Here is a 15230-nt window from a genome sequence, read left to right as displayed (position 1 = left end):
GCCGACACCTCGATGGTCTCGCCCACCACGGCCTTCGCCGGCCACCGGCCGCCCCCCACCACCGGGGCCACGTCCAGGATCGGGATCCGCCCGAGCCTCGGAATACCGGTGAGCGTGGAGGTTCCGGACTCGACCTGCATATGGCATCCCCTACCCGTTCGAGACTTCCGAAACGTCCATGCCCGGGAAGCGGCGCCACCTGTCATCGAGTCGCCGATAACTTTGCGCGACCGTCCGGGCGACGCTCCGCCACGGCACGCGACGAGCGTCCGGGATCGCTGGGCCGCCGTTGGGCGGATCTTGACCGCGGACCGCCCCGGGGATGCGAACCCGGCGGCGCGGCGGATCGTTGAACCGGCGTGCCCGATCACGTGCCGATGGAGCTGGTGCGCCCGCTGGTGCTGTGGGCGCTGATCGCGGGGGCGGTGGCCCTGCTGTGGCACCCCGTCGCGCGGCGGACGGGGTGGCCGCCGCTGCCCGCGCGGGCGCTGCTGGCCTGGACGGGCCTCGTGCTGGCGATCACGCTGCCGGCGACCGTCGCGCCGGGCGCGGGCGGGCGGCTGGAGCACTGCGTCGCGACCCCGGTGTCCGACATCGCGTGGTCGCTGCGCATCTTCGGATCGCGCGGCCTGGAGGACGTCATGAATGTTGCCTTATGGGTACCTTTGGGTTTCCTGGGGGTGCTGGTGTCCCGCCGTCCGGTGGCGGCGCCGGCGATGTTCTCGGCGGGGTTCGTTCTGGTCGAATTCCTGCAAACTCTTGATCCGGGTCGCGAGTGCGATCCCGGTGACATGGCGTACAACTCGATCGGCGTGGCCGCGGGAGCCCTTGCGGCGTCGGGGTTCCTGCGCGTCCGCGCGCTCGCCGCCGACCGATCCGCGAAGTGACGAAACCCCTCCCGGCTGTCGCGTCATCGCATCGCATTGCATAGCGTGACGTTGCGTGAAGGCAATCCGACGATTCACGGTCCGCACCGTCCTTCCAGAGCCGCTCCGGCAGCTCGAGGAGCTCGTCCTCAATCTGCGCTGGTCGTGGCACCACGAGACGCTGGACCTGTTCCGCGCCGTGGACCCTGCGCTGTGGGAGGCCGTCCACCACGACCCGGTCCGGCTGCTCGGCGAGGTCGCGCCCGAACGGCTGGCGCAGCTCGCCGAGGACCGGCGCTTCCTGCGCCGGCTCCAGGACACGGCCGAGGACCTGCACGAGTACCTGACCGCACCGCGCTGGTACCAGTCGCTGGCCGGCGCGCCCTCGTCCATCGCCTACTTCTCGCCCGAGTACGGCATCACCGCTGCGCTGCCGCAGTACTCCGGCGGCCTCGGCATCCTGGCCGGCGACCACCTCAAGACCGCCAGCGACCTCGGCGTGCCGATCATCGCGGTCGGGCTGCTGTACCGGCACGGGTACTTCTCCCAGTCGCTGTCGCCGGACGGCTGGCAGCTGGAGCGCTACCCGCCGATCGACCCGAACGGGCTGCCGCTGACCCTGCTGCGCGAGGCCGACGGGACCCCGGTCCGCGTCGCGATCGGCCTGCCCCGGGGCGGGGCGGGGCGCGGCAACGGCGCCGGCGGCGCCGAACCCGGGGCCGGTGGCCACGAACTGCACGCGCAGGTGTGGCTGGCCAAGGTCGGCCGCGTCCCGCAGCTGCTGCTGGACTCCGACGTCGAGGACAACGACCCCGCCGCCCGCGACGTCACCGACCGGCTCTACGGCGGCGGCGGCGACCACCGGCTGCTGCAGGAGATGCTGCTCGGCATCGGCGGCGTCCGCGCCATCCGCGCGTACTGCCGCATCACCGGCCACCCCGCGCCCGAGGTGTTCCACACCAACGAGGGGCACGCCGGGTTCCTCGGCCTGGAACGCATCCGCGAGCTCGTGTCCGAGCACGCGCTGACGTTCGACGAGGCCCTGGAGGCGACCCGCGCGGGCACGGTGTTCACCACGCACACCCCGGTGCCCGCCGGGATCGACCGGTTCCCGCGCGAGCTGGTCGCCCGGTACTTCGGCGGCGCCAACGAGGACCCGCACGTCCCCGTCGAACGCGTCCTCGCGCTCGGCGCCGAGGACTACCCCGGCGGCGACCGCACCGTGTTCAACATGGCCGTCATGGGGATGCGGCTGGCGCAGCGCGTCAACGGCGTCAGCCAGCTGCACGGCGAGGTCAGCCGCGAGATGTTCGGCGGCCTGTGGGGCGGCTTCGACACCGCCGAGGTCCCGATCGGGTCCATCACCAACGGCGTCCACGCCGGCACATGGGTGGCGCGGGAGGTCCTCGACCTCGCCGCCCGCGAGATCCCGGCGCTGATGGCGTCCGGGCGCGGCTGGGAGGAGGTCCGCGACGTCCCGGAGAGCGAGATCTGGCGGATCCGCGGCCTGCTCCGCGAACGGCTCGTGCTCGACGCGCGGCGCCGGCTCCGCGAGTCGTGGAGGCAGCGCGGCGCCAGCGAGGCCGAGACGTCCTGGATCGACGACGCCCTCGACCCGAACGTGCTGACCATCGGGTTCGCGCGGCGCGTCCCGTCCTACAAGCGGCTCACGCTGATGATGAGCGACCCGGACCGGCTGCGCCGCATCCTGCTGGACCCGGACCGGCCGGTGCAGATCGTCATCGCGGGGAAGGCGCACCCCGCCGACGAGGGCGGCAAGCGGCTCATCCAGGAGATCGTCCGGTTCTCCGGCGAGGAGGACGTCCGGCACCGCATCGTGTTCCTGCCCGACTACGACATGGCGCTCGGGCGGCTCATGGTGCAGGGCTGCGACGTGTGGATGAACAACCCGCTGCGCCCGCTGGAGGCGTGCGGCACGTCCGGGATGAAGGCGGCCCTGAACGGCGGGCTGAACCTGTCCATCCGGGACGGCTGGTGGGACGAGTGGTACGACGGGCAGAACGGCTGGGCGATCCCGTCCGCCGACGGCCTCGCGAGCCCCGACCGGCGCGACGAGCTGGAGGCCGGCGCGCTGTACGAGCTGATCGAGGACCACGTCTCGGTCACCTTCTACGACCGCGACTCGGCCGGGCTGCCGCGCCGCTGGCTGGAGATGGTCAAGCACACCATCGCCACCCTCGGCCCGAAGGTGCTGGCCGGCCGGATGCTCCGCGACTACGTCCTGGACCTGTACACCCCGGCGGCCGAGTCCGAGCGGGAGATGGTCGCCGACAAGTACGCCGGTGCGCGCGCGCTGGCCGGCTGGAAGCAGCGGGTCGCCAAGGCGTGGCCGGGCGTCACCGTCGAGCACGTCGAGTCCAACGGCGGGGAGAGCCCGCAGGTCGGGGCGCTGCTGACGGTGAAGGCCGTCGTCGCGCTCGGCGGCCTCGACCCCGACGACGTCGCCGTCGAGGTCGCCTACGGCCGGGTGGACGACTCCGACGCGCTGACCGACCCGTCCTACCTGGAGCTGGGCGGCGCCGAACCGGCGGGCGACGGGCGGCTGCGCTACACCGGCGAGGTCCCGCTCGGCCGCAGCGGCGCGTTCGGGTACGGCGTCCGGGTCGTCCCGAGCCACCCGATGCTGTCCACGCGGGCGGAGATGGGGCTCGTCGCGCTGCCGCCGGCGCCGCACGGCATGACGAACGGCGACCTGCGCTAGCCGGCCGCCTCGTCCTCCTCGTCCGCCTCGTCCTCGTCGTCGGGCGGCGGGTCCGGCATCCGCCACCCGGCGACGAGCACGGGCAGCAGCATGTGCGTCTCGAACAGCGCGACGACGCCGACCACGACGGCCGCCATCGGGACGCGGTCGGTGTCGGCGGCCAGCACCCCGACCACGACGGCGACGAGCACCGCGAGCATGACCCGGTGCGCGACGGTGAAGGCGCGCAGCCGGTCGGCGACCTGCCGCTCGTCCAGCCGGCTCTCCGCCAGCGACGTCGTCCCGCGCGTCGCGATGTTCAGCGCGGCGACCACCGGGATCGTGGTCGCCACCGACACGGCCAGCAGGCCGATCGTCGTCCACATGGCGGTGTCGCTGGGCGCGAGGTTCCACGACACGACCGTCCCGGCCCAGATCATGGCGAGGCCCGCGAGCCCGGCGGCGGCGAGCGCCCGCCGCCGGCGCCGCGTCGCGTGCCAGGACGTCAGCAGGTCGGACTGCAGCACCTCCTCCCGGCGGCGCGTCCACCGTTCCCACATTCCGGGCTTCCCTCCCTCGGGCGTCATCACGTGCTCCCCAGCCGCGGGAACGGCGTCAGCGAGAACACGACCTCGACCGGCACCTCGAAGAACGCGGCGATCCGCAGCGCGAGGTGCAGGCTCGGGCTGTACTCGCCGCGCTCCAGGTAGCCGATCGTCTGGTAGTGGACGCCCAGCGCCGTCGCCAGCTCCCGGCGCGACACGCCGCGCTCGGCGCGCAGCACCGCGATCCGGTTGTGGACGTGCTCCTTGTCCGCCTTGCCGTCCGCCACCGGCCCAGTCTCCCGCACCCGGAGGTCAGAACGCGCCCTGGGCGGCCCGGCGCTCGCGGCGGGCGGCCAGCCGCGCCCCCGACTCCCGGCGCGCCGCCCGCAGCAGCAGCCACGGCGCGACCAGCAGGCCCGCGGCGGCCCACGCGCCGAGCATCCCCGCGGTCTCCAGCGGGCGCCAGCTCCCGCCGATCTCCCCGGCGAGCATCGCGTCCGGCAGGAACGCCGACCGCAGCCCGAGCCCCTCCCAGTACAGCGGGAACGCCTGCGCGACCCACCGCACCGGCTCCGGCAGCGACGTCACCGGGAACAGCACCCCGGAGATGACCATCAGGCCCATCACCGGCAGGGACAGGACGCTCGCGGCGTTGCGCGGCCCCGGCAGCAGCGTGCCGAGCGCGGCGCCGAACGGCACGACCGCGAGGGTGCCGAGCGCCACCACCCACAGCAGCGTCAGCCACCGCCCCGGGTCGGACGGCAGGTCTAGGCCCGCCAGCGCCATGCCCGCGACCAGCATCAGCACCACGTACATGACGATCTGCAGCAGCACCGAGACGGCCCGCCCGACGACGTAGGCGGCGACGCCGCCCGGGACCGTCCGCAGCCGCAGCAGCGTGCCCTCCTCCCGGTCCGCCGCGATCATCATGGCGAGGTTCATCAGCCCGGTCGAGAACACGCAGAACGCGACGAACCCCGCCGCGAGCAGCAGGCCCTCCGACACGTGCGTGCCCTGCGCGTCGTGGCCGCCCTGCCAGCGCACCATCAGCACGAAGACGCCGACGGTCCCGACGACGCCGGTCAGCAGCTCGCGCCGGTTCCTCAGCGAGTGGACGTGCTCGGCCCAGCCGCGCCGGACCCCCATCCGGATCGTCCTGGTGTTCACGCCGCCGTCCTCTCCGCGCCCGCGCCCGCTCCGGTCGCGGCGGTCTCGGCGCCGCCGACCAGGTTCAGGTAGCTCTGCTCCAGCGTCGGCCGCCGGATCTCCAGCCCCGGCACCGGACCGCCGAACCGCTTGTGCAGCTCGTACGCCAGCCGCGACGGGTCCGGCGTCCGCTCGGCGCGGGGCGCGCCGTCCTCCAGCCACCGCACCTCCGACGCCGCCTGCACGACCGACGCCAGCGCGGACGGCGTGCCGCTCACCGTGACCTCGCCCCGCACCAGGATCGCGATGCGGTCCGCGAGCCGCTCGGCCTCCGCCAGGTCGTGCGTGGTCAGCAGGATCGTCATGCCGTCCTCGCGGGCGAGGCGCCCGACCAGCTCGTGGAAGTCGCTGCGCGCCCGCGGGTCGAACCCGGCGGTCGGCTCGTCCAGGAACAGCACCTCCGGCCGGCCGACGATGCCGAGCGCGACGTCCAGGCGGCGGCGCTGCCCGCCCGACAGACGCGCCGCGGGCAGCACGGCCTGCTCCGCCAGCCCCATGGCCTCCAGCAGCTCGTCGGGGTCGCGTGGCCGGTCGTAGAACGCCGCGATGTGCGCCAGCAGCTGCCGGACGCCCCAGCGCGGATGGTCCTGCCAGTCCTGCAGGACGATCCCGAGCCGCGCCCGCCACGCCGCGCCGGCCGTGCCGGGGTCGGCGCCGAGCACCCGCACCTCCCCGGACGAGCGGCGCCTGAACCCCTCCAGGATCTCGATCGTGGTGGTCTTGCCCGCGCCGTTCGGGCCGAGCAGCGCCGCCACCTCGCCCGCCCCGACCTCCAGGTCGACGCCGCGCAGCACCTCGGTGCGGCCGTAGCGCATCCGCAGGTCGCGCGTCCGGATCACCGGACCGGTCATGCCCACCTCCTCCGTACGGGAACTTCGATCGTTCGATGTAATCCTGCATCTTTTGATAGTAGAAGTACTACATCTCGTTGCAAGGTCGCAAGACACCGCACCTGGCAGGATGGGGCCGTGCGCGCACCAGCCCTCGCCCGGTACCGCGCCGCGTCCGCGCTCCGGTGGCCGCGCGGCCGCCGCGCCGACGCGCTGCTGGGCGCCGCCTGCTTCGCCGTCCTCGCCGTGATCGCGCTGATCGCGAACTACGGGCTCCATCGCGGCGCCCTGCCGCTCTACGGGTGGGCGCTGCTGGCGGTCGCCTGCGGCGCGCTGGCCTTCCGCCGCAGCCGCCCCCGCACCGTGGCGGCCGTCACCTTCGTCGCCTGCGCCCTCTACTACCCGCTCACCGCGCCCGACGGCCCGATCATCATGACCTTCGTCATCGCGCTCTACACCGCGGCGGCCGAAGGGCACCTCGCCTCGGCGTCCGCGCTCGCCGCCGTCGCGATGGGCGCCACCCTCTACGGCAACGACGCCGACCAGGTCAACCACCTCGCCGACGCCGCGAGCTTCCTGCTCGCCGGCTGGTTCGTCGCCGTCATCGCCATCGGCGGCTTCGCCCGCAACCGGCGCGCCTACCTGCGCGAGGCCGAACGCCGCCTCGCCGCCGCCGAACGCTCCCGCGAGGCGGAGGCCAGCCGCCGCGCCGTCGAGGAGCGGCTCCGCATCGCCCGCGAGCTGCACGACGCGCTCGGCCACAACATCTCGCTGATCCACGTCCAGGCCACCGCCGCGCTCCACGTCCTGCAACGCGAGCCCGGCCGGGCCGGGGAGGCCCTCACCGCCATCAAGGACGCCAGCAAGGACAGCCTCCGCGAGCTGCGCGCCACGCTCGGCGTGCTGCGCCAGGTCGACGCCCCCCTGCCGGACGCCCCGCCCGGCCTCGCCCGGCTGGACGAGCTCGCCGCCGGCACCACCGCCGCCGGCCTCACCGTCCGCACCGAGACCGAGGGCGCGCCCCGCCCCCTGCCGCCGGACGCCGACCACGCCGCGTACCGGATCGTCCAGGAGGCCCTCACGAACGTCACCCGGCACTCCGGCGCCTCGGCCGCCGTCGTCCGCGTCCGGTACGGCGACGGCGACGTCACCGTCCTCGTCGAGGACGACGGCGGCGGGACCGCCGCAGCAGCCCCCGCCGGCACCGGCTCCGGGATCCGCGGCATGCGCGACCGCGCCGAGGCCCTCGGCGGCACCCTCGACGCCGCGCCCCGCCCCGGCGGCGGGTTCACCGTCCGCGCCACCCTCCCCACCTGACACGATGATCACATGAAGGTCTTCGTCTCGGTCGACATGGAAGGCGTCTCGGGGCTCACCGACCCCGAGGAGATGCGCGCCGGCGGGCGCGGCTACGAGCGCGGCTGCGAGCTGATGACGGGCGACGCGAACGCGGCGGTCCGCGCCGCGTTCGACGCGGGCGCCGACCAGGTCGTCGTCACCGACTCGCACGGCCGCGGCAAGAACCTGCGCGCCGACCTGATCGACGAGCGCTGCACGCTGATCCGGGGCCCGCACATGGCGATGCGGATGGGCGAGGGCCTGGACGCCTCCTTCGACGTCGCCCTGTACGTCGGCTACCACGCCCGCGCCGGCGCCGAACGCGGCGTCCTCAACCACACCTGGATGGGCCGCGAGATCCAGGACGCGCGCCTGAACGGGGAGGTCGCGGGGGAGATCCGGCTGATGGCGGGCTACGCGGGCTCGCTCGGCGTCCCCGTCGGCCTCGTCGCGGGCGACGAGGCGGCCTGCGCCGAGGCCCGCGACGTCCTCGGCGCCGTCCCGACCGTCGCGGTCAAGGCGGGCCGCGACCGCTACGCCGCCGAGCTGATCCCGCCCGCCCGCGCCCAGGAGATGATCTACGAGACGGCCCTGCGCTCCCTGCGCGCCCCGTCCGGCTGGCGCCCGCTGCGGCTCCCGTCCCCCTACACCCTGTCCATCGACTGGAACTCCACGTCGATCGCCCAGTCCTGCGCCCTCATCCCGGGCGTCGCCCTGACCGCCTCCCGCACCACCGAGTTCACCTCGGCCGACTACGCCGAGGTCGTCGGCCTCCTCGGCATCTGCGCCACCCTCGCCGGCGACATCGCCTGCACAGGCCGCCACTACGGCTGACCCCGCCCACGCCGCACCCCCAGCGGGTCAGTCGGTGGGGGTGTCGGCGGCCAGGGCCTCGTAGGCGGAGAGGAGGGCGTCGGTGAGGGGGCGGCGGCGGATCCTTACCGGGGGCGGCGTCGCCACCTGGAGGATGAAGCCGGGCGGGACGGGCGGCGTTGGCGGACGGTCGCGCAGGCGGGCCAGGCCCGACGGGGGCGTCCAGAAGCCGGCGGCCGAGAGCGGCTCGTCCTCCATGGCCAGCGGGTCGGGAGCGGCGGCGGGGCCGCGGCGCAGGGCGGTGAGGAGCTGGTCGCGGCCGCGGCCGTTCCACTCGAGGATGAGGAACGGGTCGTCGTCGAACGCCTCGGCGAGGAGGTACAGGACGGCCGCGGCGTGCTTGCACGGGTCGCCCCAGTCGGGGCAGTCGCACATCAGGTGCAGGTCGGAGGCCGTACTGGGGAACAGGGCGAGGCCGAGTTCGGCGAAGACCCATTCGATCTCCGGCGGCATCTCGCCGGCGAGGAGGCGGGCGCGGAACACGGCGCGGGACGCCAGTTCCTTCTCCGCGGCGCGCCAGTTCGCGGCGCCGATCCCCTCGATGCCGAGGGCCACCTCGTACGGCTCGGGCCGGGAGCCCCTGACCTTCGCGGTCACCTCGTAAGGGGTGACGCGCAGGTCGTACACCTGGCCTTTGCGGGCATAGGTGCGCCCGCGGGAGAGGCGCCCGGTGTCGGCGAACGACTCGACGAGGTCGATGAAGCGGCGCGACCACCATTGCGCGCCGATCGAGCCGCGCTTGGTGCGCGCCCTGATGCCCTCGTCGTCCATCAGTCGCTCACCGCCTCGGGGGACAGCCGCAGCACGTCGCGGAGTTCGGCGACGGACAGCTCGGTCAGCCATTCCTCGCCCGTGCCGACGATGGACTCGGCGAGGGCCTTCTTGCGCTCGATCATCTCGTCGACGCGCTCCTCCATCGTCCCGACGCAGATGAACTTGCGGACCTGCACGTTGCGGGTCTGGCCGATGCGGAACGCCCGGTCGGTGGCCTGGTCCTCGACGGCGGGGTTCCACCACCGGTCGACGTGCACGACGTGGTTGGCGGCGGTCAGCGTGAGGCCGGTGCCGGCCGCCTTGAGGGACAGCAGGAAGATCGCCGGCTCCTCGTCCCGCTGGAAGTGCTGGACGAGGTCGTCGCGGGCCTGCTTGGACGTCCCGCCGTGCAGCCAGAGCACCGGGCGTTCGAGCCGGGCCGCGAGGTAGGGCTGGAGCATCGAGCCGAACTCGGCGTACTGGGTGAAGACGAGCGCCTTCTCGCCCTGGTCGAGGACCTCGGCGCAGATCTCCTCGAGCCGTTCGAGCTTCCCGGACCGGCCCGGCAGCCGCGAGCCGTCCTTCAGCAGGTGCGCGGGATGGTTGCAGACCTGCTTGAGCTTGGCCATCGTCGCCAGGACGAGCCCGCGCCGCTGCTTGTCGTCGGCCTCGGCGATCTGCTCCAGCATGTCGTCGACGGTGGCCTGGTAGAGGGACGCCTGCTCGGTCGTCAGGTTGCAGTAGACCTTGATCTCCTGCTTCTCCGGCAGGTCGGAGATGATCGACCTGTCGGTCTTGAGGCGGCGCAGGATGAACGGCTGCGTCGCCCGCTTGAGCGCGAGCGCCGCCTGCTCGTCGCCCTCGCGCTCGATCGGCACGGCGAACCGCTGCCGGAACACCGCGCGCGGCCCGAGCAGCCCCGGGTTGGCGAACTCCATGATCGACCAGAGCTCGGTGAGGTGGTTCTCGACGGGCGTGCCGGTGAGCGCGATCCGGGTGCGCGCCGGGATGCTCCGCACCGCCCGGGCCTGCCGGGTGCCGCTGTTCTTCAGCGCCTGCGCCTCGTCGCAGACGACCCGCTCCCATCCGACGGGCGCGAGCATCTCCGCGTCCCGCGCCGCCGTCCCGTAGGTCGTCAGCACCAGGTCGGCGGCCGCGGCGGCCTTGAGCAGGTCCTCGCCGCGGTGCCGGCCCGTCCCGTGGTGGACGTACACGCGGAGCTTCGGCGCGAACCGCGCCGCCTCCCGCTGCCAGTTCCCCACCAGCGACATCGGCAGGATCGCCAGCGTGGGGCCGGGGCGGGCGGCGTCCTCCCGTTCGTGGACGAGAAGGGACAGAACGGAGATCGTCTTGCCAAGCCCCATATCGTCCGCGAGAAGGGCGCCCAGCCCCAGATCGTTCATGAAGGTCAGCCAGGCCAGGCCGCGCTCCTGGTACGGCCGCAGGTCGGCGTCCAGGTCGTCGGGTGTGCGCATCGGGGTGAGGCGGTGGTCGGCCTCGCCGGACAGGAGGTCGCCGAAGGTGCCGTCGGCGTCGACGGCGGTCAGCGGGAGCGCGTCGTCGCCCGCGTGGACGATCGCGCGGATCGCCTCGGCGGCGGCCATCCGGCCTTGGCGGGGGTGGCGCAGGAAGTCGAGGGCGGCTTCGAGCTGCTCCTCGTCCAGCTCGACCCACTGGCCGCGCAGCCGGACGAGCGGGGTCTTCAGCCGGGCCAGCTCCTCGAGTTCCGCCTCGTCGATGCTCTCGTCGCCGATGGCGAGGTCCCACCGGAAGTTCACCATGCCCTTGAGGTCGAAGCCGGACGGCGCGGCGGCGCCGGCGGACGCCTCGGGGTCGTCGGTGCGGGTGGTCAGCTTCATGCCGAGCTTCGCCTTGCCCGCCCACTGGGGGAGCAGGACGCCGAACCCGGCGGCGGCCAGCATCGGCGCGGCGCGGCGGAGGAAGCGGAACGCGCCGGCGGTGTCGAGGGTCAGCGCGGCGGGCGCCGGGTCGTCGAGCGCGGGCGCGATGTCGGGGAACAGGCGCAGCGCGCGGCCGAGGCCGGCGAGGAGCGTCTCCTCCGCGTCCGGGATCGAGGTGGCGTCGCCCGCCCACACCATCGCGGCGGGCACGTAGAGGCTGGGGTCGTCGGTGCCCTGGAGCGCGAACTCGACCCTCCAGGCGTCGCCGGGCTCGGTGTCCTCCTCGTCGTCCGGTTCGGGGAACGGGTCGGCGCTGAACTCCTCGGCGCCCGGCTCGGTGAGCCGGAAGCAGACGCGCAGCGGTCCGGACGGGCGGCGCGCGGCGGCGGCCCACGCGTCCAGCTCGGCGATCAGCTCGTCGGGGTCGTCGCCGGGCTCCCGCGCGACCTCGGCGGACGGGCCGGTCAGCGCCTCCGCCCAGCGCTCGGCGAGCGGCAGCCGGTCGGGCACCCGGCCGCGCCGGGCCGGCAGCAGGGGATGCGGGACGGTGCCCCGGACGGCGGTGTCGACCAGCCCGGACAGCGCCTCCCGCAGCACCTCGGCGGCGGGACGGCCTCCGTCGGCGGCGCGGCACGCGGCGGGCATCGCGCGGGCCAGCGCCCGGAACCGGGCCGGGTCGTCGAGGACGGGGCGCCAGCGGGCGACGAGGTCGCCGTCCTCGCGCAGCAGCGCGGGCAGCACCTGGCCGCGCCGGGCGAGGTGCACGGCCTCGTCCGCGAGGACGCACAGGAACCGCAGGTCGGAACCGGGGACGACGTCGCCGCTGTGCTCGGCGGCCTGGAGCAGCGCCATCGCCGGGAACGGCTCCAGCACCAGCGCCGGCACCCGCCACGGCCGCAGCCCTGGCTCCTCGGACACCGGTTCGGGACCGAGCTCGGCGGACGGCAGCGGATGGTCGCCGGCGGTCGGCAGCGTCATCGTCAGCTCGACGCGGAACGCGCCGCGCAGGAGCGGCTCGTAGGACGTCCCGCCGAAGTCGCGGGTCGCGAACGGGTGCTCGTCGCCGCCGGACGGCTCGTGCGGGCCGGTGCGCTCGGCCCACAGGCAGAGCGCTCCGCCATGCCAGGCGGCATGGGCGACCAGCATCCGAGACTCCCGGTGACGTGCGATGTGACTGCCGCGCCCGAAGCTACCAGTGGTGTCCGACAGCCGGGCCGCCGCGACGGGCGGGGCGGTGGTGGCCGGCGGGGCGCCCGGGCTTGTTAGGTTCGGGACGTCGGTCGACCAGAGGATCTTGGAGGCGTTCGTGGGCGAGTTCGTGCGGGTGGAGACGGAGGGCGGCGTCGCGACGATCCGGCTGGACCGTCCGAAGATGAACGCCCTGAACGCGCGGATGCAGCGGGAGCTGATCGAGGCGGCGGGCGAGGTCGCCGCGGACGACGCGGTCGCGGCGGTGGTGCTGTACGGCGGGGAGCGGGTGTTCGCGGCGGGCGCCGACATCAAGGAGATGGCGCCGATGCGGTACGCGGAGATGGCGGCGGGCCACTCCCGGCTGCTGCAGGACTTCACCAAGGCGCTCGCCGCGATCCCGAAGCCGGTCATCGCGGCGATCACCGGATACGCGCTGGGCGGCGGCCTGGAGGTCGCGCTGACCGCGGACTTCCGCGTCGCGGGCGAGGGCGCGAAGGTCGGGCAGCCGGAGATCCAGCTCGGCATCATCCCCGGCGCGGGCGGCACGCAGCGGCTCGCGCGGCTCGTCGGGCCGTCCAAGGCCAAGGACCTGATCTTCTCTGGAAGGCACGTCGCGGCGGACGAGGCGCTCGCGATGGGCCTGGTGGACCGGGTCGTCCCGGACGCCGACGTCTACACGGCGGCCAAGGAGTGGGCGGCGTCGTTCGTGGGCGGGCCCGCGGTCGCGCTGCGCGCCGCGAAGCAGGCCGTCGACGCGGGACTGGAGGTCGACCTGGCGACCGGGCTGGAGATCGAGCGGGTGCAGTTCGCCGCGCTGTTCGCCACCGAGGACCAGAAGGACGGCATGAAGTCCTTCATGGAGGAGGGGCCGGGCAAGGCGACGTTCAAGGGCCGCTGAGCGCGCGCTCCCGCGCCGCCGTGCCGCCCGGTGCCGTGCCGTCCGGTGCCGTGGCTTCCGGTGCCGTCGCTTGGGTGGCCGCGCGCTCCTGCGCGTCGAGGACGTCGGCGGCGTAGCGCTCGGTCCAGCGGCCCAGGGCGGAGAGGGGTTCGAGCATCCCGCGCCCGGCGCCGGTCAGCTCGTACTCCACGCGCGGCGGCGCCTCGGCATAGCGGCGGCGGACGACCAGCCCGTTGTGCTCGAGGCGCCGCAGCGTCTCCGTCAGCACCTTCTGGCTGATGCCGCCGATCCGGTCCTGGAGTTCGCGCGGGCGCAGCGGGCCGTGCTGCAGCGTCCACACCACGACGCCGGTCCAGGTGCCGGACAGCAGGTCGAGGCCGAGCCGCGTCTGGCAGTCGGCGACGAACTCGAGATCGTCCATTCTGCCCCTCCCGATACGCACCGGATGGTGCGGAACGAACCGCTTAGCGTCCCGTCCGACGGTAATCGACACGGGAGGTCGTCATGCGGATCGGTGTGCTGGGCGCAGGCAACATGGCGGACGCGCTCGCCGCGCAGTGGGCGCGCAAGGGGCACGAGGTGCGGATCGGGGCGCGGGAGCCGGAGAAGGCGGTCGCGCTGGCGGGCCGCATCGGCGGCGGCGCTGAAGGCGGGACGCTGCGCGAGGCGGCCGCGTTCGGGGAGGCGGTCCTGCTGGCCGTCACCCATGAGGGCGTCGAGGACGCCCTGCGGCAGGCGGGCCCCCTCGCGGGACGCGTCCTCCTCGACTGCACGAACCCGATGGAGCCGCCGTTCGAGCGGATGAAGACCGAGGGCGGCCCCTCGGCGGCGCGCCGCATCGCCGACCTGACCGGCGCGCGGGTGGTGAAGGCGTTCAACACGTGCCCGGACACGGTGTGGCGGATGGCGCCGCCGGAGTTCGGCGGGCGGCCCCTCGGCGTCCCGCTGTGCGGGGACGACCCGGACGCGCTGGCCGTGGCGCGCCGCCTGGTGGCCGACATCGGCTGCGTCCCGATGGACGGCGGCGGGCTGGCCCGGGCCGGGCTCCTGGAGGCGGCGACGGCGTTCCTCGTCGGCCTCTGGATGGCGGGGGAGGACCCGGTGGCGATGCTGCCGCCGGCCGCCGTTGTGGCGGACGTCGAACCGATGCGGACGTCCGAAACCGCCGCCCGCTGACGGCCTGCGGGACGGCCCCGGCGCGGGGCCGTCCCGCGTCCGGACCGAGTGCGGCCGTGGGCGAGCTGAGGGCGGGCACCGCGCGCGCGTCCGGGGGCGCCGGATCCGGACGCCATGCGATTTCGGCGGGCGGCCCGGTCCGGACGAAGATCGCCGATAGCATCTGCCGCCATGCGACACGCGTACCGAACCGCGCTCGTGACCGGCGCGTCCAGCGGGATCGGCGAGAGCTTCGCCCGCCTCCTCGCCGCCCGCGGCACCGACCTGGTCATCGTGGCCCGCCGCGGCGACCTGCTGGACGGGCTCGCCCGCGAGCTGGTCGAGCGGTACCGGGTCGCGGTCGAGGTGCTGGCCGCCGACCTCACCGACCCCGCGCAGCGCGGCGAGATCGAGCGGCGGCTGCGCGCCGAACCCGTCGAGCTCCTGGTCAACAACGCGGGCCACGGCGCCTTTGGAGCGTTCGCGGACCTGCCCATGGAGGACCACCTGCGGCAGATGGAGCTGAACGTCACCGCGCTGGTGCGGCTCACCCACGCGGCGATCCCCGGGATGATCCTGCGCGGCCGCGGCGGCGTGCTGAACGTCGCGTCCATGGCCGGGTTCACGCCGTCGCCCGGCAGCGCCACCTACGGCGCGACCAAGGCGTACGTCGCGTCCTTCTCCGAGAGCCTGCACGCGGAGGTCGCGTCCAAGGGCGTCCATGTGACCGCGCTGTGCCCCGGGTTCACCCGCACCGAGGACGACGCCCCGACCAACCTGCTGTGGCTGCGCCGCGACGACGTGGCCAGGGCCGGGCTGGACGCGGTGGCGGCCGGCCGCGCGCTCTGCGTTCCCGGCGCGCAGTACAAGGCCGCGCTGCCGGCGCTGAAGCTCGTCCCGCGCCCGCTGCTCCGCGCCGCGGTGAACCGGATGTGGCACCAGGCGGCCGACACGCAGTGACAAAAGGAAGCCG

15 protein-coding genes are annotated in these 15230 nt (G+C 74.4%); 7 read left to right on the top strand and 8 right to left on the bottom strand.

Annotated elements, in window-relative coordinates; all coding sequences use genetic code 11:
• On the bottom strand, window positions 1–140 hold a 140-nt coding region (locus ABT299_RS37290; RefSeq protein WP_500253611.1), incomplete at its 3' end, for a maltotransferase domain-containing protein.
• Between the two features lie 219 nt (window positions 141–359).
• On the opposite strand from ABT299_RS37290, the gene ABT299_RS37285 reads away from it, so the two are divergent.
• The gene (locus ABT299_RS37285) at window positions 360–887 is read left to right on the top strand and encodes a VanZ family protein (RefSeq protein WP_500253609.1); all 528 of its coding nucleotides are present in this window, start codon (window positions 360–362) and stop codon (window positions 885–887) included.
• A gap of 55 nt (window positions 888–942) precedes the next feature.
• Complete coding sequence (glgP, locus tag ABT299_RS37280) at window positions 943–3588, top strand: alpha-glucan family phosphorylase (protein ID WP_500253608.1); 2646 nt, start codon at window positions 943–945, stop codon at window positions 3586–3588.
• Here glgP and ABT299_RS37275 read toward each other — a convergent pair.
• From ABT299_RS37275 to ABT299_RS37260, 4 genes are read right to left on the bottom strand one after another with little or no spacing between them, the layout of a single operon-like run.
• Window positions 3585–4154: a hypothetical protein gene (locus ABT299_RS37275; protein WP_500253607.1), complete on the bottom strand. Its 570-nt coding sequence runs from the start codon at window positions 4152–4154 to the stop codon at window positions 3585–3587. The genes glgP and ABT299_RS37275 overlap by 4 nt on opposite strands.
• Window positions 4154–4399, bottom strand: a complete 246-nt coding sequence (locus tag ABT299_RS37270; RefSeq protein WP_151600480.1) for a helix-turn-helix transcriptional regulator — start codon at window positions 4397–4399, stop codon at window positions 4154–4156. The genes ABT299_RS37275 and ABT299_RS37270 overlap by 1 nt, the downstream gene beginning before the upstream one ends.
• Window positions 4400–4424: 25 nt before the next feature.
• The gene (locus ABT299_RS37265; protein ID WP_500253606.1) at window positions 4425–5279 is read right to left on the bottom strand and encodes an ABC transporter permease; all 855 of its coding nucleotides are present in this window, start codon (window positions 5277–5279) and stop codon (window positions 4425–4427) included.
• Window positions 5276–6169: an ABC transporter ATP-binding protein gene (locus tag ABT299_RS37260; protein WP_500253605.1), complete on the bottom strand. Its 894-nt coding sequence runs from the start codon at window positions 6167–6169 to the stop codon at window positions 5276–5278. The genes ABT299_RS37265 and ABT299_RS37260 overlap by 4 nt, the downstream gene beginning before the upstream one ends.
• 117 nt (window positions 6170–6286) lie before the next feature.
• Here ABT299_RS37260 and ABT299_RS37255 point away from each other — a divergent pair, with 117 nt between their 5' ends.
• Both ABT299_RS37255 and ABT299_RS37250 read left to right on the top strand, forming a co-directional pair.
• Window positions 6287–7465, top strand: coding sequence for a sensor histidine kinase (locus ABT299_RS37255; RefSeq protein WP_500253604.1), 1179 nt, complete (start codon window positions 6287–6289; stop codon window positions 7463–7465).
• Between the two features lie 12 nt (window positions 7466–7477).
• The gene (locus tag ABT299_RS37250) at window positions 7478–8320 is read left to right on the top strand and encodes a M55 family metallopeptidase (RefSeq protein WP_500253603.1); all 843 of its coding nucleotides are present in this window, start codon (window positions 7478–7480) and stop codon (window positions 8318–8320) included.
• A gap of 27 nt (window positions 8321–8347) precedes the next feature.
• Here the strand turns inward: ABT299_RS37250 and ABT299_RS37245 are convergent, their stop codons facing one another.
• Window positions 8348–9130, bottom strand: a complete 783-nt coding sequence (locus ABT299_RS37245; RefSeq protein WP_500253602.1) for an SWIM zinc finger family protein — start codon at window positions 9128–9130, stop codon at window positions 8348–8350.
• Window positions 9130–12159, bottom strand: coding sequence for a DEAD/DEAH box helicase (locus ABT299_RS37240; RefSeq protein ID WP_500253601.1), 3030 nt, complete (start codon window positions 12157–12159; stop codon window positions 9130–9132). Before ABT299_RS37240 ends, ABT299_RS37245 begins: the two co-directional genes overlap by 1 nt.
• A gap of 160 nt (window positions 12160–12319) precedes the next feature.
• Here ABT299_RS37240 and ABT299_RS37235 point away from each other — a divergent pair, with 160 nt between their 5' ends.
• Complete coding sequence (locus ABT299_RS37235; protein WP_433139938.1) at window positions 12320–13102, top strand: enoyl-CoA hydratase/isomerase family protein; 783 nt, start codon at window positions 12320–12322, stop codon at window positions 13100–13102.
• Here ABT299_RS37235 and ABT299_RS37230 read toward each other — a convergent pair.
• On the bottom strand, window positions 13089–13523 hold the full coding sequence (locus ABT299_RS37230; protein WP_500253600.1) for a winged helix-turn-helix transcriptional regulator: 435 nt from the start codon (window positions 13521–13523) through the stop codon (window positions 13089–13091). The two genes, ABT299_RS37235 and ABT299_RS37230, sit on opposite strands and share 14 nt — an antisense overlap.
• 83 nt (window positions 13524–13606) lie before the next feature.
• Here ABT299_RS37230 and ABT299_RS37225 point away from each other — a divergent pair, with 83 nt between their 5' ends.
• Together ABT299_RS37225 and ABT299_RS37220 are read left to right on the top strand one after the other, a co-directional pair.
• On the top strand, window positions 13607–14278 hold the full coding sequence (locus ABT299_RS37225; protein ID WP_500253599.1) for an NADPH-dependent F420 reductase: 672 nt from the start codon (window positions 13607–13609) through the stop codon (window positions 14276–14278).
• A gap of 171 nt (window positions 14279–14449) precedes the next feature.
• On the top strand, window positions 14450–15217 hold the full coding sequence (locus tag ABT299_RS37220; protein ID WP_500253598.1) for an SDR family NAD(P)-dependent oxidoreductase: 768 nt from the start codon (window positions 14450–14452) through the stop codon (window positions 15215–15217).
• The last annotated feature ends 13 nt before the right edge of the window (window positions 15218–15230 follow it).

This window comes from Spirillospora sp. NPDC000708 (assembly GCF_040299565.1).
GTDB lineage: Bacteria > Actinomycetota > Actinomycetes > Streptosporangiales > Streptosporangiaceae > Spirillospora.
Note: the sequence above shows the minus strand (reverse complement) of the source record. Positions and strands in the feature narration are given on the sequence as shown.